Raw genomic sequence first — 22349 nt, forward strand, 5'->3', positions numbered from 1 at the left:
ATTCTCCGCCTGGTCAGACCCGTTCAATGATGGTGGCAATACCCATGCCGCCACCGACACACAGGGTGATGAGCGCCGTGGCCTTTTGGCGACGTTCCAGTTCGTCGAGCGCCGTGCCGAGCAGCATCGCACCGGTCGCGCCCAAGGGGTGCCCCATCGCAATTGCCCCTCCGTTGACGTTGATCCTGTCGAGATCAACGTTCATATCGCGGGCAAATTTCAGGACAACCGAAGCAAAGGCTTCGTTGACTTCAAAGAGGTCAATGTCGGCCGTCGTCATCCCGGCCTTGGCCAGGGCTTTGCGCGTGGCCGGCATCGGGCCGGTGAGCATAATGGTTGGCTCGCTGCCGGTCACGGCCGCCGCGACAATCCGGGCGCGGGGCTTCAGACCAAGGGCTTCGCCCTTTTCGCGGCTGCCCACGAGCACCAGCGCCGCACCGTCCACAATCCCGGACGAGTTGCCGGCCGTGTGCACGTGCCGAATCCGCTCGACGCCGGGATAGCGCAACTGCGCCACGGCGTCGAAGCCAATCTCACCCATTTCGGCAAAGGAAGGCTTAAGCTGTGCCAGGGCTTCGAGCGTCGTGTCCGGGCGGATGTGTTCGTCGCGGTCAAGCACCAGCATCCCATTGAAGTCCGTAACCGGAATGAGTGAACGCTGGAAGTAGCCATTGGCTGTCGCCTGGGCTGCACGCTGGTGCGAACGCAAGGCATAGGCGTCCACGTCTTCACGCGAAAAGTTTTCGAGTGTTGCAATCAAATCCGCCCCGATGCCCTGTGGCACAAACCGGAGCGTGGCGCTGACTTTGGGATCAAGCATCATCGGGCCGCCGTCGGAACCCATGGGCACACGGCTCATGGACTCCACGCCGCCAGCAATGACGAGGTCTTCCCAACCGGAGCGCACCCGCATGGCGGCGTGATTGACGGCCTCCAGACCCGAAGCGCAGAACCGGTTGATTTGCTGTCCGGCAACGGTTTCGGCATAGCCGGCATAGAGCGCCGCCGTCTTGGCAAGGTTGGCACCCTGGTCGCCAATGGGCGTCACGCAGCCAAGGATAATGTCGTCCACTTCGTCAGTGGCGAAGCCGTTGCGCCGCTGAAGCTCCCGCAAAAGCTGGGTGACAAGATCAATTGGCTTGATTTCGTAGAGCGCACCGGAAGCTTTGCCACGGCCGCGCGGGGTACGAATCGCGTCAAAGATGAAAGCGTCGCGCGTCATCAAAAAAGCAACCCCTTGTCGGTGAAGATGATTGAGGTCAAGGCAGCGGCTATCCTACACGAAGCCGGACCGCACAAACAGTCCTTTCACCCCATAATTCAACACTCCGGCATCAGGTGCGGGTCTGTCCTTCGCCCAGGACGACAAACTTCTGCGTCGTCAGTTCGCGGGCACCCATCGGGCCAAAGGCATGGAGTTTGGTCGTGCTGATGCCGATTTCAGCGCCAAGACCGAGTTGTTGCCCGTCGGCAAAGCGGGTTGAGGCATTGACCACGACGGTGGAGGAGTCAATGTCGCGGAGAAAGCGCATGGCTGTCGCATGGTCGCGGGTGATGATGGCTTCGGTGTGCTGTGAACCGTAGGTCTGAATGTGCGCCACGGCGGCGGCATAGTCGTCCACGATTTTGACGGCCAGAATGTTGTCCAGAAACTCGCAGCCAAAGTCAGTGGGCTGTGCCGCCACGATCCGGTCGGACGCATAGCCCCGCTCGCGCAACGCCTGTTGGGTACGCTCACAGACGCGCAGCTCGACGCCGGCCGCCACCAGCGCCTGAACTGTCGGGAGCAGGCAGGTCTCGACGGCAGCCGCGTGAATGAGCAGGGTTTCGGTGGCATTGCACGTCGCCGGGCGCTGCGCCTTGGCGTTGACCACAACCGGGACGGCGATGGCCGGGTCGGCGCTGGCATCCAGATAGGTGTGGCAGACACCTTCATAGTGCTTGATGACCGGAATCCGTGAGTGCCCGGCAACAAAGCGGATGAGTTCCTTTCCGCCGCGTGGAACCACAAGATCAACGAGGTCATCACAGGCCAGCAACTCAGCCACCACGGCGCGGTCGGGCGTGGGGATGACCGTCACCAGCGCCGGCGGCAGACCGAACGATTCCAACACCGCGCCCATCAACTGCCCCAACGCCTGGTTGGAATGAAACGCCTCCGAGCCGCCGCGCAGCACGACGGCATTGCCGGCCTTGAGGCACAGCGCCGCCGCATCCACGGTCACATTGGGGCGCGATTCATAGATGATGGCCACAACCCCCAGCGGAATCCGCATCCGTCCCACGAGCAGGCCGTTGGGGCGCCGGCGCAGTTCGGCAATCTCGCCAACCGGGTCGGGTTGGGCGGCTATCTCCCGCAAACCTTCGACCATGGCGGTCAACGTTTTGTCGGTCAGCGCGAGACGGTCCCGCAGCGGCGCGGCCAGCCCGGCGCGTTCAGCCGCAGCCAGGTCTTCCGCATTGGCGGCCTGCAGGCTGGCGCGCCGGGCGTCAATGGCATCGGCCAGCGCCAGCAGGACCTGATGTTTGAGGTTGGCATCGAGGGTGGCGGCCCGGCGGCTGGCTTGTTTCGCAGCTATGAGGTGGTGGCGTAGTTCAAACATACGGCAGGGCAAATCCAGATGGGTCAGTCCAGAAGACCAAGGGTGCGCAAATCGGTGCGTGGTTCGTCAAAGGAGCAGGAGCCGTAAGAGCGGCAAAAACTCTGCCGCGCCGCCGCGATAGCTTCGGTCGGAAGGGTCTGGCAGTGCCAGGTCACACCGGCGTCCGTGAACTGAAAGTTCGACACGTCTTCTTCGAGGAGCACCCGTTCGACGTTGTCCGGGGCCATGCCGTGCCAGGCGAAGGCGGCGGCCAGAAAGACGTTCAGAAAACCGTGCATGAGGCCCTGCGGGCTGTCAGGGGCGTAGGTCAGGGGATACATGGCGCGGATGGGATGATGGAGTCCGGCCGTGGCCTTGAACGGCACCCGCCAGTCAGCAGCGCGGAGGATGAAGCTCGCCACAGTTTCAGGCGAAGGGAACGCCTCGGCTGTCAGTCCGCCGGTGCGGATTTTGGCCCCAGCCCCCAACTCGCGCAACGTGCCCCACATCACTTCGCGCTCGTCCGTCGGATTCAGTTCGATGAAGACCTGAGCTGTGGGCCAGCGTTCCACGAGCCGCCGTACCACGGCCGGATCGTTGGTTTTGGCTTCGACCGCCACCACATGCAATCCGTCCGGGGGCAGATCGGTAGCTTCAACGAGCAGGCTGACCGGCCAGCGGAACGGTGGGTCGTCCGGCGAGGCCGCCATCTGGGTTGCCGACTGGAAAGCGCTGACCTGGCCGGCCGGGAGCACAAATGCCCCCAGCATCCAGGCATCGGCCGAGGTGCGGAAACGCCGGTAGTTCTCCACGGCGTTTGCCAAATCCAGCGCCGCCGGCGGAAACAGCCCGGCGTAGTCAATGAGCCGTGACAGCAGTGCTTGCAGCGAGGCGGTAGTCATGGATGGAAGGCCCTGGAAGCTGAGAATTTGAGGACGAAGCGTGGTTGATGGCGCGCCGGATGAACGCCGCCGTCGCCGCCAGCGTGCGCCGTCCTTCCGGGATAAGGCGGCAGAAAATCGGCCACACGTGCGGCAGGTCGGCTTCGATGTGCAACTCGACCGAAACACCGGCGGCTTCCGCACGTGCTGCCAGGCGGCGGGCATCGTCAAGCAGCACTTCGCTGGAACTGGCAAAGACCAGCAACGGGGGAAGCCCATGCAGGTCAGCGTAAAGCGGTGAAACCAGTGGGTGGTCGGGCGGTGTGTCCCCGGCATAAATGCGGCCGGCAAGGCGGATACCCGCGCCGTAAAACATCACATCCCGGTCGGTATTGGTTTCGAGCGTTTCACCCGTGCCGGCCAAATCCGTCCAGGGCGAGTAGAGCACCGCGCCAGCCGGTTGGGGCAGACCCAGCTCACGCAGCCGGACCAGGGTGGAGAGCGTCAGCCCCCCGCCTGCCGAGTCGCCGGCCAGGACGAGTTGGCGCGGTGCCATCCGCTGCCCTTCAATCAGCCAGCGGTAGGCGGCAACAGCATCATCGAGAGCTGCCGGGAAGCGGTGTTCCGGGGCCAGCCGGTAATCCAGCGCGAAGACCCGTCCGCGCAGAAGCGTGGCCAGCGTTACGGTGATGGGGCGATGGGTTCGTGGCGAACAGGCGACATAGCCTCCGCCGTGGAGATACAGCACTGTGGCGGGCGGATAGTCCGTCTTCCAGGCCAGCCACTCGCCCCGGATGACGTCGCCGTCCAGCGTGGTCAGGGATACGGTACGGATGTGCAGGTCTGCAGGAATCGCCGGCTGAACGTAGCCGGGCATGTGTCCCAGCTTCTGTCGCGCCTGACGCACGATCTGCATTTCGTCCTGCGAGGTCGGCTTGCGCTTGATTTTGAGGGCGATGAAGCGCGCGAGCGCTGCTGCCTGCCAGCTTGCCATAGGGGTTTTCGATACTCCACGTGACGGGCAATGGTATCGGCGCCTGGGGGGCAGACACCGCACGGGTACGGCCAGCGATCCTAGTCCGTTTCAACCAAACTTGCACCCTGTGGGGAAGTTGGTGCCGGTTCGGGAGCGGCCGGTACACCGGCTGGCTGTTCATGAGTCAGGCAGTGCAGGGTGCCCAGCCCCCAGACCAAATCCACGGCATGGATACCGCACACAGTCCGATTCGGAAAGCACTCACCGAGAATGCCAAGCGCCACGCGGTCGTTGGGATCGTTGAACGTGGGCACGAGAACCAGCCCGTTGGCGATGTAAAAGTTGGCATAACTGGCCGGCAATCGCTGGCCGGCAAAGATGAGTGGGCGCGGCATCGGCAGACGGATGACCTCGGGACGTGAGCCGTCGGGCAGCCGGAAATCCTGCGCGCGCTCGTGGTTTTCCTTGAGCGCTGCGTAGTTGGCATCGCTGGCATCGGTTTCATCGCACAGCACCAGTGTCGTCGGATTGACGAACCGGGCCAGATCGTCCACGTGGCCGTGGGTGTCGTCACCGGCAATGCCTTTCCCAAGCCACCAGACGGTCGAAACCCCCAGGGTGTCGCGCAGTACGGCCTCCACTTCCGCCCGTGACAGGTGCGGGTTGCGCGGCTGCGTCACCGTATCGAGCAGACACTCTTCGGTCGTCATGACCACGCCCTGCCCATTGACATCTATGGCTCCGCCTTCCAGCACAACCGGTTGCCCTTTGGCATGCGGAACGAACACCGGAAAGCCAAGCTGCTTTGCCAGCCGCAGGGCCAGCTCGTCGTCGAGCCGGAAATCCGGGTATTTGGCCCAGGCGTTGAAACGAAACTTGCAGATGGCGGCTTCGCGTGCGCCGTCCCGGTCACGGACGACAAAGATCGGCCCGGCATCGCGCAACCAGCCGCGATTGGTCGGGACGCGAAAAAAGCGTACCTGGGCGAGGTTGGCCCCGACGCGCCGCAGCATATTCCGGGCCTGCGCCTGGAGCGTCGTATCCTGAACGACCACGTGAACCGGCTGCCGGTCGGCCAGCTTGCGGATGATTTCCCCGTAGGCCCACTGCACGGGCCGCAGCTTGCCCGGATAGTCCGTACGGTTGTGGGGAAACGCCAGCCAGGTGGCCGCCTGGGGCTCCCATTCGGCCGGATGACGAAAACCAAGGGCGGCCGGGGCCGCATCAAGGAGTTGCATGGGTGGTGCTTCCATTCCAGCGAACCAGTGAGGCATCAAGCCGTAAACCGACAATCGTGATGTCATCACGTTGCGCGGTGTGGCCCTGATGTTCGTCCAGCGCCGTTTCGAGCGCCGCCCGTTGCTGCCCGGCCGGGCGGGTGGCGATGTCGCGCAGGAGTTGCATAAGTGGACCCGTCTTGAACCGTTTGCCCTGGGCATCCGGTTGGTCGGCGAAACCGTCCGTGGTCAGGTAAAGCATCATCGGCGACGTGATGGCAACGGCGACGTTCTCGAAGTGACGTGGCTTGCGCGCCCGTCCCCCGATGGGATGCCGTGAGCTGGCATATTCGGTCAACTGTCCGTCGGCGACGGCATACAACGGACGGCGCGCGCCGGCAAACGTCACTCCGTCGGCCGTAAAGCGACAGATGCCGATGTCCATGCCGTCTTCCACGCTGACCGACCCGTGGCTGCCCTGCTTGAGGACGCGCTGCACACCGGTGTCCAGTTCGGCCAGAATGCGGGCCGGGTCGTCAATCTTGCGCTCGACGACGATCTGAGTGAGCAGATCGTTGCCGATAAACGACATAAACGCGCCCGGAACGCCGTGGCCGGTGCAGTCGGCCACGGCCACCAGACAGGCCCGTTCGGTCTGGTGAAACCAGTAAAAGTCGCCGGAGACGATGTCACGTGGTTTCCACAGTGCAAAGGCCTCGGCAAAGGTCGCGTGCAGGTTTTTGATGTCCGGCAGTACGGCCTGCTGCATGGTTTGTGCGTAGCGCAGACTGTCTTCGATGTCCTGATTTTTCTGCTCCAGTTCATCGCGCTGCCGCTGCACCTCGACCGTCCGCTCAGACACCAGACGTTCAAGATTGCGGTTGACCGCGTCAATCTCGTCCCGGTAGCGCCGCGCCACAGCCCCGGCCATGGTCAGGAGCAACGCCCCGAAACTGATTTCCACCAGGTAGCCCGCAACCGGGCCGGCGAACCACATGGCCACCGCCGACTGGAGTTCAACCATGGGCAGGACGATGGTTTTTGTAATCTGGACCGCTTCGGCCAGTATGATCAGCCCCATGGAAAAACACAGGGTTCGGGCGGCCACGTTGCCCCGCCACGCCTCACGTCCGACCAGAATGCTCGTGAAGCCCAACAGGGCGGCCACGGGAACGGCAAATATCAGACTGCGGACCAGACCTTGCAAAAACCAGCCGGGCAGGGCAAGCGTGCCCAAAATCACCAGGCCCAGCGTGATCTGAAACCAGCGCACCCACCGCGGCGGGGGAAGCTTGAGAAAGCTGAACAGGAAGCCAGTGCCCGTGATGAGCTGAAACTGGATGGAGACCACGTTGAGCTGGTTGTAGGCCAGCAGGGAGACGTACTGCTATCAAGAATGTGCGCACTTTTGCGCACATTCTTGATAGCAGTGCGAGATGGCATGGACGACCAGGAGACCCAACAGGGACTGGTCGGCAACAACCACCGTGGTGCGATACCAGCCGGGCCCGGAGCGCCACCCGGCTTCGGTGAAAGCCTGGGTGTCGAGGTGCAGCACCTTCCAGTCCCGGTCATCCAGGTTGGGGTCCGCCCAGCGCGGATCATCACCCGGCCGGTATTTCCAGACAGAAAGCTTCACCGGTTCATCCAGGGAGAGCGGCGTCTCCGGCGGGGTCTCCGGCTGGGCCACACCCGAAAAGACGAGCCACAGCACCCAGAAGCCCGCCAGCCAACCCCTGCGCCACATGCTTTGCATCACGAATCGAGAAAGCGCCGGGTCAGCCCGTCGTAGGCTTCAATGCGCCGGTCACGCAGAAAGGGCCAGTTGCGCCGTACGTCTTCCAGTCGGGAGGGGTTGACCTCGGCGAGCAGGATGGTTTCTTCATCCGTCGGCGCCTCGGCCACGATCACGCCCTGGGGGTCGGCCACAAAGGAACTGCCCCAGAACTCCAGTCCGCCCAGCTCATCGGTTGGCGACGGTTCAAAGCCAATCCGGTTGACCGCCGCGACATACATCCCGTTGGCAATGGCATGCCCACGCTGCACCGTCCGCCAGGCGTCGCGCTGGGCGGCCCCGTGGGTTTCCTTTTCGTAGGGATGCCAGCCGATGGCCGTGGGATAAAACAGCACCGTCGCGCCGCGCAGCGCCGCCAGCCGTGCGCCTTCGGGAAACCACTGATCCCAGCAAATAAGCGAGGCTAAGCGTCCGTAGGGCGTGTCGAAGGCGACGAAGCCCAGGTCGCCGGGCGTGAAGTAAAACTTTTCGTAGTAGGCCGGGTCGTCGGGAATGTGCATCTTGCGGTACAGCCCACGGATGTCGCCCCGGTCATCCACGAGCGCCACGCTGTTGTGGTAGAGGCCGGCCGCCCGCCGTTCAAAAAACGGCACGAAGAGGTACGTCCGCGTCTCCCGCGCCACAGCCTGCATTGCCCGCAGGGAAGGACTGTCGTCGAACGGTTCGGCGCGGTCAAACAGCGCCGTGTCCTCCATCTGGCAGAAGTAGGGCGACTGAAAGAGTTCGGGCAGGCAGATCACCCGTGCGCCCCGGTCGGCCGCTTCCCGGACGAAATGCGCCGCCCGGTCGAGATTTTCCGTACGGTCGGCAGCGCACCGCATCTGCACGAGACCAATCGTAAATGGCTGGACTTTCATCGTTGGTAACTCAGTTGGTAACTCAGGGCGCACGACTTATGGCGTCGGCGGGGGAATGGATTTCAGGAGGACGGGCCGCTTGGTGCTGCCTTTGGGCCGCCCGATAAACGGCACGTGAAACCGGTAGGTGGCCACCGAACAGAAGCCTTCGTCGCCTTCCTTGCAGAAGGTGACGGAAACCACAACATCGAACGCGCCCATGCCGTTGGCCGTCACCGTGTAGGGGATACTGACGGGAAACCGCAGCTTGGACGACGTGACCGCCATGGCCTTGGCCGGAATGGTCAGGCCTTCGGTGCCGGCCTCGATGCTGACAAAGTACCGCTGCTCGGCCGTGGGCGCGTACTTGAAGCCCGGCGGAAGCTGGATGTCCACGACGATTTCACCTGCGCCGGGCGTGAGGCGCTGGGTCGGGACGCCAATCTGCTCTTCGTTGGGCAGGGCGTCATCCTTGAGTTTGATGGGCGTCGGGGCCGTGAGTTTGTCAATGGCAAAGGTGCTTACCCGCGTCGGCTCAAACTCCACAAGCCGGATGACGTGGTTGTTCGTGTCGGCGACAAACAGTTTTCCGGCGGCGTAGGACAGCCCGCCGGGTTCGTGAAACAGCGCCGGCAGGTCATTCTGAAGCCCCGGCATGCCACTGCCGATGAGGTTCGAGACGAACCGCGTGCGCAGGTCAATGGTGCGCAGTTTGTGGTTGTAGGTGTCGGCGACATACAGCTTGCGCTCGGCGGCCGCCACGCCCAAAGGATGTTGGAACCGGGCATTTTCGCCCTTGCCATTGGTGTCGCCGAAGTCGAACAGATCGCCGCCGGCCAGCGTTGTCACCTGCCCCGTTGCCAGATCGATGGCCCGCACGGCGCTGATTTCACTGTCGGCCACGTAGAGCCGCTTGCCGTCGGTGGACAGCCCCGACGGCTGGGCAAAAACAGCCGTCTCCAGTGTGCCGTCCTGCCGTCCTTCGGCGCCTGTGCCGGCATAAGGACCAACCACGCCGGTATCGAGGTTGTACTGCCAAATCTGATGCGCGCCGGCCATGGCGATGAACAGGGTGCGCTGGTGAATGGCCAGGTCCCACGGGGAACTCAAGCCGACACTCGTTCCTGGCCCGGTCTGCCGGCTGCGTTCGTTTTTGCCGGTGCCGGCAACGGTTTCAACCATCCTGGTTTTGAGGTTGACGCGCCGGAGGAGGTGGTTGCCCGTGTCGGCGACGTACAGGAAATCACCATCAAGCGCCATGCCCTGGGGATACTGAAACTCGGCAAAGTTGTACGGCCCGTTCCGCGCGCCGGGTGCGCCGGAGCCGATGGTGTCGAGCACCTTGCCGTCGAAGCCGGCAACGACAATGCGGTGGTGGTTGGTGTCGGCAATGAACAGCCGCTGGCTGGCGGCGTCGGCATACACCTTGCCGGGAAAGCGAAGCGGGCTGTCGGTTTCCTGGAATGGCCGCGGTGTGATTTCAACCGGGTCCAGCTTGAGCGTTCCCTTTTTCCGGGCTTCAGCAATCAGGGCGGCAATGTCGCGGTCGAGTTCCTCGCGGTGGCCTTCGCCGGCGTACCGGCTGGCCACGTAGCCATCCGGCGAAATGAGCACCAGCGTCGGCCAGGCGCGAACGGCATAGGCATTCCAGATGGCAAAGTTGGCGTCGTTGACGACGGGATGCCGGATGTCGTAGCGCACGATGGCCTGCTGAATGCTGTTCGTTTCCTTTTCGGTCTTGAACTTGCCCGAATGCACGCCAATGACCACCAGTTCGTTGGGATATTTGGCTTCGAGGGCCTTCAGGTCGGGGATGACGTGCAGGCAGTTGATGCAGCAGTAGGTCCAGAAGTCGAGCAGGACGACTTTCCCGCGCAGTTGGGCGAGCGACAGCGGGCCCGGAACGTTGAACCAGGCCATGCCGCCTTCCAGTTCGGGCGCGCGGACCGGGCCCATTTGCAGGGTCGGACGAGACAGGGAAGGTGAATCCGGCATCGGTGAAAACGCGGCCGCCGGCAGGACGACGGGCAGCGTCGGCAGAACAAAACCCAGGAGCGTGATACAACATACCAGCCACAAGCGTTTCATGTGGCGCATGGTGCTGTGCCGCCGCCGGTCTGACAAGGCCGGAAGTACATCCGGGGAAGTGAAAGCCATGCACGAAGAAACCATCGAAATTGAAGGCATGAGTTGCAGCCACTGCATACAGGCGGTCGAAACGGCGCTGCGGTCGCTGGCCGGCGTCGAAGTGCGGCGGGTGGAAATCGGGCGCGCCGCCGTAGCCTATGATCCGGCAACCGTCAACCGGGCGCAGATTGTGGCGGCCGTCGAGGACGCCGGCTTTCAGGTGGTGTGATGTTGCCGCTGACTTCTGCGGCACCGGCGTCGTCAAACCCAGCGACACCGGCGGCCGAAATTGAAACGGCCGTCATCGGCATCAACGGCATGACATGCGCTGCCTGCGCCAGCCGTATCGAGCGCGTGCTGCGGCGGGTGGAGGGCGTAACGGCGGCGGCGGTGAGTCTGGCTGCCGGGCAGGCCGTGGTGACGTTCCAGCCGGGGATGACCGACCTGCCGGCCCTGCATGCCGCCATTGAAAAGGCCGGCTACGAAGTCGTCCCACCGACAACGACCGAAGATGAGACAGCGGCCGATGAGGCGGCGATGCTGGAGCTGCGTCAGCTTGGCCGGCAGGCGCTTGTTGCCGGGCTGCTGGCGCTTCCGCTGTTTGCCCTGGAGATGCTGCCGATGCTCATCCCGGCGTTGCATCACGCCCGGCTGGCCGTCGTGGATGAAGGCACGTGGCGCGGAATCGGCCTGCTGCTGGCGACACTGGTGCAGTTCGGTCCGGGATGGCGTTTTTACCGCGCTGGCTGGGCTGCGGCGCGCGTCAGGTCGCCGGATATGAACACGCTGGTGATGCTGGGGACGACGGCGGCCTACGGCTACTCTGTCGCCGTCGTGTGCTTTCCGGCGGCCTTTCCGGCCGGGACGGCGCACGTGTACTTCGAGGCATCGGCGACGGTGGTGGCGCTGGTGCTGCTTGGCAGGTATTTCGAGGCGCGCGCCAGAGGGCGAACGGGTGCGGCCATTCGCCATCTGCTGGCATTGCAGCCGAAAACGGCCCAGGTCAGGCGCGGCGGGCAGACCTTCGAGCTGCCGGTGGCGCTGATTCATCCGGGTGATGAGGTCATCGTACGTCCCGGCGAGCGCATCCCCGTGGATGGGACGGTTGTGGAAGGCGCTTCCTTTGTGGATGAGTCCATGCTGACCGGCGAGCCGCTGCCGGTGGACAAGACCGTTGGTGCGGAAGTCATCGGCGGAACGGTCAACGGCCAGGGCTATCTCGTGGTATGCGCCAGTCGCGTCGGCGCAGAGACCGTGTTGCAGGGCATCGTCCGGCTGGTGCAGGCGGCGCAAGGGTCCAAGCCGCCCATTCAGGATGTCGCCGACCGGGTGGTACGGTGGTTCGTACCGGCGGTTCTCGGCGTGGCATTGGTCACGTTCGGTGTCTGGTGGTGGCAGGCCACCTTTGAGCTGGCGCTGGTCAACGCCGTGTCCGTTCTCATCATTGCCTGTCCCTGTGCCATGGGGCTGGCAACGCCGACCTCCGTTCTGGTCAGCACCGGCCAGGCGGCACGGCTTGGCGTTCTCTTTCGCAAGGGCAGCGCCCTGCAGATGCTGGACGAACTGCGGGTGGTCGTCTTTGACAAGACCGGCACGCTGACGGCCGGCCATCCCCGGCTGACTGACCTGCACGGTTGTGACCTGCCGCCGGAAGTGTCGGAAACCGACCTGCTGGGCTGGCTGGCGGCGGTGGAGAAGCCTTCGGAGCATCCCATTGCCCGGGCCGTCGTGGCGGAGGCCGAGGCGCGCGGCCTGCCGCTGCCGACGCCAACCGACTTCACGGCACTGCCGGGGCAGGGCGTCACGGCAACGGTGGCCGGGCATCACGTGGCGGTGGGCACCGACCGGCTGATGGCGCATCTGAACGTGGCGACTGAAGCTGGCGCGCCGGTCATCGCTGAACTGGCGCGCGCCGGGAAAACGCCCATGTACGCGGCGCTGGATGGTCGCCTGGCGGCGGTGCTGGCCGTAGCCGATGAGATAAAGCCAACGGCGGCCGCGGCTGTGGCCCACCTGCGCGCCCAGGGGCTTGAAGTCGTCCTCGTCACGGGCGACCATCCGGCAACGGCCCAGGCGGTTGCCGCCCGCCTGGGGATTGATGAGGTGTTTGCCGGGGCGCGTCCGGCCGACAAAGCTGACATCGTGCGGAGGCTTCGGCAGCGCGGGCGGCTGGCTTTTGTCGGGGATGGCATCAACGACGCCCCGGCGCTGGCCGTTGCCGACGTGGGCATTGCCCTGGGCACCGGAACGGATGTGGCCATCGAGGCGGCAGATGTGATTCTCATGTCCGGTGATCCGGTCGGCGTTCTGCAGGCACGCGATCTGGCGCGGGCGACGATGCGCAACATCCGGCAAAACCTGTTCTGGGCTTTTGCCTACAACGTCGTGCTCATCCCGGTGGCGGCAGGCGTACTGTACCCTGCGTTCGGTCTGCAACTTTCACCTGTTGCGGCCGGCGCGGCCATGGGGCTGTCAAGCCTGTTTGTGCTGACGAATGCGCTGCGGCTGCTGAAATGGCGGCCGCGGGCCGTTGCCGCCCCGCTTCCCTGATCGGGGTCACTGTCCCAAGCCGAGCCACCGCCCGCCCTGATAGACAAGCAGGCTGCCGACGTAAGCCAGCACCGTCATGTAGGCAAACATCACAGCGGGCCAGCGCCAACTGTTCGTCTCCCGCCAGGCGACGGCCAGCGTGGACATGCACTGCATCGCCAGTACGAAAAAGACCATCACCGACACGGCCACGAGAGGCGAAAACACCGGCCGCCCATCCGCATGGCGGTCAGCTTGCAGCGCCGCATGCAGCGCCTGGTTGCCGGCGGCGTCTTCGTCATCGCCGATGCCATAGACAATAGCCAGCGTTCCCACGAACACTTCCCGCGCCGCAAATGCCGAGATGATGCCGACGCCGATTTTCCAGTTGAATCCCAGCGGCGCAATGACCGGCTCGATGAGCTTGCCGGCCTGCCCGATGAAACTGCGTTCCCGCCGTTCGGCTTTTTCGAGCCGTTCGAGCACCTGAAGCCGGTCGGCCGCTTCTTCCCCGGACATCTGCCCGGTCTGGGTAATGGCTGCGCGCTCAGCGGCGTAGTCCCGGCTGAGTGTCACCGACCGGGGATGCGTTGCCAGAAACCACAGGACAATCGAGATGGCCAGGATGACCGTCCCGGCCCGGTAGAGAAACTGGCCGCCGGCGGAAAACATCGTCAGCAGGACGGTCCGTGGGGAAGGCAGCCGGTACGGGGGCAGTTCCAGAATAAGCGGTGGCGATGCTCCACGAATCAGGGTTTTCTTGAAAAGCCAGCCCATCGCCAGCGCCGCCAGGATGCCGAGGGCATACATGGCAAACAGCACGACGCCGGGCAGGGAAAACACCCCCCACAGCCGCCGGTCGGCCGGAAAACAGGCCCCAATCATCAGGGCATAGACCGGCAGCCGCGCGCTACAGCTCATCAGCGGCGCAATGAGAATCGTCACCAGCCGGTCTTTGGCGTTTTCTATGGTGCGCGTCGCCGTGATGCCCGGAATGGCGCAGGCAAAGGAACCAAGCAGTGGGATGAACGACTTGCCGCTGAGTCCCACCCGGCGCATCAGCCGGTCCATGATGAATGCCGCCCGCGCCATGTAGCCTGTGTCTTCGAGCAGGGCAATGAACAGGGTCAGGATGAGAATCTGCGGAAGGAAGGTAACAACCGCGCCAACGCCGGCAATGACGCCGCCCACCACGAGGTCGTTGAGTTCGCCGGCCGGGAGATGTTCCCGGACGAGCGCGCCCAACCGGTCCATCATCCAGCCGATGGCATCCATCGGCACCTGTGCCCAGGTGAAGATGCTCTGGAAGATGAACAGCATCAGGCCGGCAAACAGTACCGGCCCCCACAGGCGATGCGTGACGATGGCATCAATCCGGTCGCTGGTGGTGCGTTGAAACTGGCCCGGTTGCTGGATGGCCGCCCGGCACAGGGTTTGAATCCAGCCGTAGCGCCCTTCGGCCTCGGCGCTCCACCACTCGATGCCCATGGCTTCCAGCCGTTCCCGCGCCGCCGCAACAGCCGCCTGGATGTCCGCCGGTGGCGGCGTGTCGTCTTCGGCCGGCTCGTTGAGCAGCAGCCGGATGGCTTCACCTTCGGCGGCGGCATCCGTTGCCCACCGGCGCTGGCGCAGTTGTTCCGCGAGTGCCGAAACTTCGGCTTCGATGACCTGCGGGAGTCGCCACTGCCGGGTGGGTACCGCAGGCAACGGCCCGACGAGTTTCCGGCGCAGGGTTTCAAGCCCGATGCCCCGGCTGGCGACGATGGGCACGACGGGAATTCCCAATCCCTGGGAAAGCCGGTCGAGATCGAAGACGAGACCTTTGGCTTCTGCCAGGTCCATCATGTTGAGCGCCAGCCAGACGGGCCGCCCCAGTTCCATGACCTGGGTGACAAGGTACAGGTTGCGTTCCAGGTTGCTGGCATCGGCAATGGCCAGAATGCCCTCCGGCGGCGGCGTGTCGGTCTGTCGTCCCAGAACAACATCGCGCGTGATGCGTTCGTCCAGCGAACGCGCTGAAAGGCTATAGACCCCCGGCAGGTCAATGAGGGTGACTTCCGTTTCGCCGACGGTCAGGCGGCCTTCCTTTTTCTCGACCGTGACGCCCGGATAGTTGCCGACCTTCTGGCGCAGGCCCGTCAGGGCATTGAAAAGCGTCGTTTTGCCAGAGTTGGGGTTCCCGACCAACGCCAGCCGGCGGGAAGGTGTTTCGTCACTCACGAACGTTACTCACCTGGGGAGACTTCAATGGCAGCGGCCTCGTCCTTGCGCAGCGACAGCCGATAGCCCCGCAGCTCGATTTCCAGCGGATCGCCCAGCGGGGCAATGCGGATGAGTTTGACCACAACGCCGGTCGTCAGACCCATTTCCTGGAGGCGCTGGGCAACGGCCCGCCCGCCCCGGACGCGCTCGACGCGGGCCGTCGCACCGATGGCCAGGGCATCGAGTGTCATGGCAGGCGCTCCACGAGAATGCCCTGCGCCGTATGGCGGTTGAGGGTCATCCGTACGCCGAGCACGGAACACACCAGCGGATCGCCGTCCGCAATGACACGCACTTCAGAAGTCTCACACAGCCCGCGCTCCCGCAGGGTTTCCGCGCCGTCCATGTCCAGCAGCCGCCGGACGCGCACGCGCTCGCCGGCCGGGACATCGGCCAGGGTTTGGGGTGTGGCGGAAGTTGCCGAGGAAGGGCGTAAAGCGGCAAGCCAGCGTTTCATAGGTCAGGGCATACCTCGGTCGTCGGCATCACGTGGCCGGAGGCCACCATGGCAGTCGTCAACCGTAAGTGAAATGAAAACTGTTTTCAAGTTTTTCCGACGCGGCTGTGTCAGCGTTTGGGGTCGAGGCCCAGGGTGGTGAGTTGCTGTGCCCGCAACCAGCGATAGACCAGCAGGAGGCCGACGATGGCGGCAAAGGCCAGCGGCATGGTCGTATCGGCTTTGACAAACAGGTAGAAGTGGATGACGCCAGCCACGGCTGCCACGTAGGTCAGGCGGTGCAGGCGTTTCCAGCGCGCCGCGCCCAGCCGCTTGATCATCCGGTTGGTGGATGTGGCCGCCAGCGGAATCATGACGAGAAAACCCAGCATGCCGAACAGGATGAACGGCCGGCGCAGGACATCCACACCCACGGCCGCCAGGTCAAACATCTTGTCGAACCAGACATAAGCCGTGAAGTGCAGGCTGGCATGGAAAAACGCCAGCAGTCCCAGCGTGCGCCGCAGCCGGATGAGCCAGGGCGGACCAAACCAAGCCACCAGGGGGGTTACTGTCAGGGTCAGGGTCAGAAAGACCAGCGCCAGCCCACCGGTCAAGCGGAGGATGAACTCCAGCGGGTTTGCCCCAAGCTGGCCCAGGAATCCGTCCCATCCGCACAGCGCCAGCGGAAACAGTCCGTTGAGCAGCACCAGCCGCTGCGCAAAGGCTGGGTCAAACAACGTTGCTGTCGTCGGTTTTGGATTGGATGGCTTCAACCGATCAGCTGCTATCAAGAATGTGCGCAAAAGTGCGCACGGTTCTCTTCCTGCCCCGACGTGTCCTGTTGACCACCGTCGTATCTGACAGGCGTGACTTTCCCGACTACGGCGGGGACGGTCCCCGCCGCAGCGCCGCCATTGCTGGACGGACTCGCCACGGGTAGGGCAGTTTCGGTTGCCAGCCGTTTCAGGTTCAGCGCCGCATTGAGGTCACGGTCATGGTGCGCACCACATTGCGCACACACCCATGTTCGATCTCTCCATGTCAGCGCCTCGTTCTTCCAGCCACAGATGGAGCACAGTCGGCTACTTGGATACCAGCGATCAGCGATGGTAAGACGAGTACCGTAGCGCCGGGCCTTGTATTCCAACTGCGAGCGCAACATCCCAAAACCCACGTCAGAGATGGCGCGGGCGAGTTTCTCGTTCTGCAGCATCCCTTTGACGTTTAAATCCTCGATCACTAACGCTTGGTTTTCGCGGCAGAGTCGAGTCGTGAGCTTGTGGGTGAAATCCGCTCGGATATTGGCCATGCGGGCATAGAGCCTTGCCAATATCGCAGCGGACTTCTGCCGGTTGTTCGATACCGGCAGGCGCGTTCCTTCAGGCAGGCGGGCATGGCGTTCAAATCCGGCTGCCTTCCTGGCGGCTTCCAGCTTGCGGCTGAGACGCCGACCGCGAATCTTGAGGCGACGCAGCGCTGCTTTGAGCGGCTTTGGCGCCTCGATGACTTCACCGCTGGAGATCGTTGCGGCAGCCTTGATGCCAAGGTCGATGCCGTTGACCTCGTGCGACGTGCGACGCCGATAAAATTGCGCATCAGGCACCTTGACCTGTATTGCCACAAACCAACGATCCGCGGTGCGAGAAACCGTTGCGCCCAGTATCTTTCCTTTGAATCGCAGTTCCTCGGTCATGGCGACTTCGCCGATCCTGGGTAGGCGGATCGTCTTACCGACCAGACGGAACTTGTCGTTGGCTACGTAAAAGCTGTCGCGGCAACGCCCCTTTTTCTTGAAGCGCGGTGCGTGTGCCTCTTTGCCAGCCTTGAGGTCGGTGAAGAATCTTTCCCAGGCTTTGGCGAGATGGGCAAACGGCTGGGCGTGGGCATCCCGGTGAATGTCTTGCAACCAAGGCCGACCGTTCTCATCGAGCCACTGCGGGTTGGTGTACTTGATGGCGTTGAACTGTTTTTTGAGCGCCATGGCGTTTGGCCTGCCGCCTGCTGCGTATTGCCTGTTCCACTCATTGAGCGCCCAGTTCCAAACACGCCGCGCCGTGCCGCAGGCGCGCTTGAAGTAGTCCACCTGCTCAGGAGTCGGACAAAGAGCGATCTTGTGGGTTAGTTGCATTGTTGGGCCTTTTTGACGTCATTCGCATCCTGTTTCAGCGCTTCATCCAACTTCTTTCGATAGTTCCTCAAACCGTACAGCCGGGACGAAAAACAGCGCACGATGGTCATTAAGTCTTGCACCATTTCCTGTTCGGGAGACAGCCGTTCCTGGTTCAGTACCAGCACTTCGCAGCCATGGGTTTGGGCGTAATGTTCGAACCACTCAAAGCCGAAACGGGTGAGGCGGTCCCGGTGAGCGAGGATCAGCATCCTGACTTCCCGTCGCCCAATCTCGTCCATAAGGGCCAGAAACCGCTTGCGCCTGAAGTCCAGCCCGCTGCCCACTTCCTCGATAAACTCGACCCCCGCCAATCCCTTCGCCACCACGAACGCTTCCAGCACTTTGCGCTGATTCGCCAGGTCCGGCTTCTGCGCCGCACTCGATACCCGACAGTAGGCGACAAGCTTTGTTGGCGCATGGTTGGCCTGCCGCAAACCGATGAACTCACGGATCTGCGTCTCAGTGTAGAGGCGGCGGTTGCTGTCCGTTCGGGCCACCGGAATCAGCCTTCCTTCGCGTTCCCAACGCTGCAACGTCTTGACCGAGACACCAAGGAGTTTTGCCGCCTTGCCTGTGCTTATAGTGCTTTCCATGAGCATTATTATACACTATCGCGTACTATACGGCAAGCTAGAGTCCGGCTCCCCGGTGGATTTGGCCCGGTGGCGTCGGGCCAGCGGCGATGTGGCCTGGAGGGCTGCCACCAGATCATGGACTGTGAAGGGCTTGCACAGGTAGTCGTCCACGCCGGCGGCAAAGGCGGCGCGGCGTTCTTCCTCCAGCACCGCCGCCGTGAGCGCGATGAAGCGTGGACACATATCTGGCGCCAGTGCCGCCCGCACTTCCCGGACGGCTTCCAGTCCGTCTTTTCCCGGCATTTGTACGTCCATGAAGACCAGGTCGTAGGGTTTTTCACAGGCGACCGCGCCCAGGATGGCTTCCACCCCCTCGATGCCATCCGAGGCGGTATCGGGCTGATACCCCAGTTTTTCGAGCATTCGCACAGCCAGCTTCCGGTTGACGACATTATCTTCGACGACAAGCACCCGCAGGGGATGCTGCTGCCCAAGAGTGGCATCAAACAGCGGTTGGGGCGTGCTGGGCGCTGGTTCGGGACGCGGTGCAAGCAGCTCTTCCAGTTGGCGCTGAAAGCGCGTCAGACGGATGGGCTTGGGCATCATCGCGGACGGCGCAAACGTGCTGAGCTGCGCCTTGAGACTTTCTTCCATCGTTGAACCGAAAAACAGAATCGGCGTCCGGGCATAGGCTGGTTGCCTGCGGATTTCTCTGGCCAGGGTCAGACCGTCCATGTCGGGCAACTGCACATCGAGAATGAAGATGTCCACTTTGGTGCCCGGTTGTTGCAGGCAGTGCAGGGCTTCGGCGGCCGACGCTGCCATCAGCGGCGTGGCGTGCCAGGCGCGAAGCTGGTACTCCAGAATGTGCCGGTTGGTCGCGTTGTCATCCACCACGAGGGCGATTTTGTTTTCGAGTTCGGGCAGCGAGCCGCGGACGTACACCCGTGGCTGGTTGGGAGCGGATTCACACAGTAGGGTGAAGTGGAAGGTCGTCCCCCGTCCGACTTCGCTTTCAAACCAGATGTTGCCGCCCAGCATTTCGACCAGGCGTTTGGAGATGGCCAGTCCCAGACCTGTGCCGCCATAAACCCGGTAGGTCGTCTCCGTCGCCTGTTCGAAATCCTGAAACACCCGGTCGTGGGCTTCGGGCGGGATGCCAATGCCGGTGTCGCGCACATCCACCCGCAGTTCGTAGCGCCGGGGTCGGTCGTTGGCGGTAAGTTTGGTCAGGCTTGGCTCGTCATCGTCGAGTGGTTCGGCGCTGACCGTCACGACGACTTCGCCCTGCTCGGTGAATTTGATGGCGTTGCTGAGCAGGTTGAGCAGCACCTGCCGGAAGCGTGTCGGGTCACTGACAATCGTGGTCGGGACGTTGTCTTCGATGAGGTAGGCCACATCCAGCCGCTTGCGGCTGGCCGGTTCGGCAATGACATCCAGTGTGCTTTCAATGCACTCACGCAGATCAAACGGCGTCTGCTCGATTCGGAGCGCGCCGGCTTCGATTTTCGAGAAGTCCAGAATGTCGTTGAGGATGACGAGCAGGCTCTCGGCGCTGGAGCGGATGGTTTCCAGGTATTCGCGCTGTTCGCCGGAAAGCGGCGTGCTGGCCAGCAGGTTGGACATGCCGATGACGCCGTTCATCGGCGTGCGAATCTCATGGCTCATGTTGGCCAGAAAAGCTGATTTGGCGCGGGCTGCGGCCTGGGCGGCATCACGGGCCTGTTCCAGCCGCCGGTTGAGGCTGGCCAGACGGTCGCGCGCCAGCGAAATTTCACGGATGACGGCGGTCGTCTGTTTCAGCGCCCGGCGGACGATGAAATTCCCCTCCAGCGTGAAGATGACCAGCACCACGCCCAGCCAGACCCACCCAAAAACCTGCAACTGCACGCGGCACGCATTCGATCCGGCTTCGAGTTCGTCAACGACGGTTTCCATCCTGGCCAGAAACAGCCGTTGGTGTTTCAGGACAGTTTGAACCTGCTCCGGTGTGGGTGGGCGGGGCAGGCCCGTGGCATCCGTCGTGGCCAACACCTGCTCCAGCGTGCTGACCATGGCGTTGAAGTGGGGCAGGGTGGACTGAAGGGCCGCACGGGAGGCCGGCGTGCTGCACGCCGTCAGGCCGGTTTCGGAGTTGCCATCCTGGAGCGTCTGGTGGGCCGCTTTCCACTGCTTGAGGGTGTCCCGCAGTTCGTCAATGTAAGCCTGGCGTTCCGCTGGCGTCGCTGCGACCTGCCAGGCCAGAAGGCACTTGGTCAGCCGTTGGCTGCGCATGCGCTGGCGACCGGCAATGTTGATGATGCGGGCGTCGTCGCGCTGCCGGTGAATGAAGGTCTGTACGGCAACCTGCCCGGCAATCATCAGAGCCGTGAGCGTCAGCAGCAGAACGGCATACAGCCACCGAAGCCGCCGCACCTGTGCCAGGTTACGTTGGAGAGCCGCACTGTCGGGAGTCCAGGAGGGATCGGAAGGCATAACGGGCAAGGTGTGCGGCAGTGAAGGCAGGGCGGGTGTATCTGGGGGGACTGTAATCCGCCATAGTAACCTACGGCGCAAGCTGCCGCATCAGCACCTCGAAGGCTTGCAGTGCCTCCCTGAAAGCCGCCTGATACTGTTCGGCATAGATGGCCAGCGACAGCATGACGATGAAAATACCGAGCGCCATCTTGACCGGCATGCTGAGGAAAAACACGTTGAACTGCGGTGCAACGCGGTTGATGAGTCCGAAAAACACATCGGTCAGCAGCAGGGCAGCCATGGCAGGCGCGGCCAGGCGGACGCCAAGCGTCAGGATTTCACCTGTCAGCAGGATGATGCTGGTCAGTGCCGGCGACAGGCCCGTGCCCAGCTTGGGAAAGTCCGTCACGGGGATGAGTTCAAAGCTGCGAAACAGGGCTTCGATGACCAACCGGTGCGCGCCCAGGGCCAGAAAGATGACAATAGCCACCTGAAGCTTGAACTGCCCCAGTTCGGAGACCTGTTCCTGAAGCATGGGGTTGAGCATCTCGCCCATCATCGCGCCCCGCTGCGCGTCAATGATGCGCCCGGCAACCTGAATGGCCTCAAAAACCAGCGAGGCGACAAAGCCCAGGGTAAACCCCACGGCCACTTCCTTGATGACGAGAATGGCAAAGCCGAAGGGCCCGCCGCGCAGGGCAAGTTCCGGCACGCTGGCGCTTAGGCCCGGCACGATGAGCAGGACGAATGCCACAGCTTCGGCAACCTTGACCTGGTTGGGCACGCTCTGTCCGCCGAAAAAGGGCACGACGGTCACAAAGGCCAGCATGCGGGCAAAGACCAGTCCGCCCAGCACGAGCAGCGCCGCCACTGACACCTGCACGTCGAGCAGGCGCAACAGTGCATCAATGAAGCCAATGGGGTCCGTCATACCTCATGCGCCGGCCCTCACAAGTTGGCGCATCACCAGCCCCATGAGCCGGGAACGCCTTTGAACGGCCCAACGATGTCTTTGGTAATCCAGCCGCCGTAAAAACCGCCCGGCTGGGGAACGACCGGTTCATCGTCCACGTAGCAGGCGTCCATGGCAGCAGCGTAAAAAGCGACGTAACCGGCAATGGGGGCAAATGGAGGCGTCGGCCGGGGATAACTCCAGGCCGCATCCGGTGCGATCCGCTGTCCGACCCGTACGCTGTGGTACTGAGCCATGCCTTTCCACTCGCAGTAGGACGTGCGCGGTGTGGCCACAAGGACATCAGGAAGGATATCCGCTGGCGGAAAGTAATAGACTGGCGGATGGCTCGTTTCGAGGACGCGCCAGCCCTGGGTCGTTTCGGCAATGGTTGTGCCGGCAAAGACGACGCGCAGCCGCTTCGCCGTGCGTTCCAGCCGGGGTGGGCGCGGATAGTCCCAGACAGATTCCTGTCCGGGTTGTGGCGGAATGGGTTTTGGAAGCATAAGCCTTAGCGTACAGGAAAGAATGGCTTGCCAAACGGAGGCTAA

At 63.2% G+C, this 22349-nt stretch carries 20 protein-coding genes; 2 read left to right on the top strand and 18 right to left on the bottom strand.

The genetic code is table 11. From position 1 onward, the window contains the following. Positions 1-13: 13 nt before the first annotated feature. The 9 genes from J8C01_RS12120 to J8C01_RS12160 all read right to left on the bottom strand — a co-directional run bounded on the left by J8C01_RS12120 (position 14) and on the right by J8C01_RS12160 (position 10375). Positions 14-1222 (bottom strand): acetyl-CoA C-acetyltransferase, encoded by a 1209-nt coding sequence (locus J8C01_RS12120; protein WP_211433120.1) that lies wholly within the window; start codon positions 1220-1222, stop codon positions 14-16. 112 nt (positions 1223-1334) lie between these two features. Beyond that, positions 1335-2603 (bottom strand): glutamate-5-semialdehyde dehydrogenase, encoded by a 1269-nt coding sequence (locus J8C01_RS12125; protein ID WP_211433121.1) that lies wholly within the window; start codon positions 2601-2603, stop codon positions 1335-1337. A 23-nt stretch (positions 2604-2626) separates the two neighbouring features. After that, positions 2627-3484, bottom strand: a complete 858-nt coding sequence (locus J8C01_RS12130) for a hypothetical protein (protein WP_014101303.1) — start codon at positions 3482-3484, stop codon at positions 2627-2629. Then, positions 3441-4457 carry an alpha/beta hydrolase gene (locus tag J8C01_RS12135; protein ID WP_211433122.1) on the bottom strand — a complete coding sequence of 339 codons (1017 nt, stop codon included), beginning with the start codon at positions 4455-4457 and terminating at the stop codon, positions 3441-3443. The genes J8C01_RS12130 and J8C01_RS12135 overlap by 44 nt, the downstream gene beginning before the upstream one ends. Positions 4458-4537: 80 nt before the next feature. Continuing rightward, positions 4538-5677: an agmatine deiminase family protein gene (locus J8C01_RS12140; RefSeq protein WP_211433123.1), complete on the bottom strand. Its 1140-nt coding sequence runs from the start codon at positions 5675-5677 to the stop codon at positions 4538-4540. Further along, on the bottom strand, positions 5664-7007 hold the full coding sequence (locus tag J8C01_RS12145) for a SpoIIE family protein phosphatase (protein ID WP_211433124.1): 1344 nt from the start codon (positions 7005-7007) through the stop codon (positions 5664-5666). The genes J8C01_RS12140 and J8C01_RS12145 overlap by 14 nt, the downstream gene beginning before the upstream one ends. A 39-nt stretch (positions 7008-7046) precedes the next feature. Further along, entirely contained in the window at positions 7047-7403 is a 357-nt protein-coding gene (locus J8C01_RS12150) for a hypothetical protein (protein WP_211433125.1), read from the bottom strand. Between the two features lie 8 nt (positions 7404-7411). Beyond that, positions 7412-8308, bottom strand: coding sequence for a carbon-nitrogen hydrolase (locus J8C01_RS12155; RefSeq protein WP_014101297.1), 897 nt, complete (start codon positions 8306-8308; stop codon positions 7412-7414). 36 nt (positions 8309-8344) lie between these two features. Next, complete coding sequence (locus tag J8C01_RS12160; protein WP_211433126.1) at positions 8345-10375, bottom strand: thioredoxin-like domain-containing protein; 2031 nt, start codon at positions 10373-10375, stop codon at positions 8345-8347. 67 nt (positions 10376-10442) lie between these two features. Between J8C01_RS12160 and J8C01_RS12165 the strand changes: the two genes are divergently transcribed. Next, entirely contained in the window at positions 10443-10643 is a 201-nt protein-coding gene (locus tag J8C01_RS12165) for a cation transporter (protein WP_249355521.1), read from the top strand. Next, complete coding sequence (locus tag J8C01_RS12170) at positions 10643-12964, top strand: heavy metal translocating P-type ATPase (RefSeq protein ID WP_249355522.1); 2322 nt, start codon at positions 10643-10645, stop codon at positions 12962-12964. The genes J8C01_RS12165 and J8C01_RS12170 overlap by 1 nt, the downstream gene beginning before the upstream one ends. Before the next feature lie 6 nt (positions 12965-12970). Here the strand turns inward: J8C01_RS12170 and feoB are convergent, their stop codons facing one another. The 9 genes from feoB to J8C01_RS12215 form a co-directional block, all read right to left on the bottom strand. Continuing rightward, positions 12971-15163 (bottom strand): ferrous iron transport protein B, encoded by a 2193-nt coding sequence (gene feoB, locus J8C01_RS12175; protein WP_211433128.1) that lies wholly within the window; start codon positions 15161-15163, stop codon positions 12971-12973. Positions 15164-15168: 5 nt separating this feature from the next. Then, positions 15169-15396, bottom strand: a complete 228-nt coding sequence (locus J8C01_RS12180; protein WP_014101292.1) for a FeoA family protein — start codon at positions 15394-15396, stop codon at positions 15169-15171. Further along, entirely contained in the window at positions 15393-15662 is a 270-nt protein-coding gene (locus J8C01_RS12185) for a FeoA family protein (protein WP_014101291.1), read from the bottom strand. The genes J8C01_RS12180 and J8C01_RS12185 overlap by 4 nt, the downstream gene beginning before the upstream one ends. A 110-nt stretch (positions 15663-15772) precedes the next feature. Next, positions 15773-16381: a protein-methionine-sulfoxide reductase heme-binding subunit MsrQ gene (locus J8C01_RS12190; RefSeq protein ID WP_211433129.1), complete on the bottom strand. Its 609-nt coding sequence runs from the start codon at positions 16379-16381 to the stop codon at positions 15773-15775. Positions 16382-16431: 50 nt separating this feature from the next. Beyond that, positions 16432-17772, bottom strand: coding sequence for an RNA-guided endonuclease InsQ/TnpB family protein (locus J8C01_RS12195; RefSeq protein ID WP_211433130.1), 1341 nt, complete (start codon positions 17770-17772; stop codon positions 16432-16434). After that, a complete protein-coding gene (locus J8C01_RS12200) occupies positions 17763-18407 on the bottom strand; it encodes an IS607 family transposase (RefSeq protein ID WP_211424015.1) in 645 nt (214 codons plus the stop codon). The genes J8C01_RS12195 and J8C01_RS12200 overlap by 10 nt, the downstream gene beginning before the upstream one ends. Positions 18408-18422: 15 nt before the next feature. Further along, positions 18423-20864 carry a hybrid sensor histidine kinase/response regulator gene (locus tag J8C01_RS12205; protein WP_211433131.1) on the bottom strand — a complete coding sequence of 814 codons (2442 nt, stop codon included), beginning with the start codon at positions 20862-20864 and terminating at the stop codon, positions 18423-18425. Between the two features lie 70 nt (positions 20865-20934). Next, positions 20935-21777: a type III secretion system export apparatus subunit SctT gene (sctT, locus tag J8C01_RS12210; RefSeq protein ID WP_211433132.1), complete on the bottom strand. Its 843-nt coding sequence runs from the start codon at positions 21775-21777 to the stop codon at positions 20935-20937. A gap of 32 nt (positions 21778-21809) precedes the next feature. Continuing rightward, the gene (locus J8C01_RS12215; protein WP_211433133.1) at positions 21810-22304 is read right to left on the bottom strand and encodes a DUF427 domain-containing protein; all 495 of its coding nucleotides are present in this window, start codon (positions 22302-22304) and stop codon (positions 21810-21812) included. Between the last annotated feature and the right edge of the window lie 45 nt (positions 22305-22349).

The sequence above is a fragment of the Chloracidobacterium sp. D genome (assembly GCF_018304685.1).
In the GTDB taxonomy this organism is placed as follows: Bacteria; Acidobacteriota; Blastocatellia; order Chloracidobacteriales; family Chloracidobacteriaceae; genus Chloracidobacterium; species Chloracidobacterium thermophilum.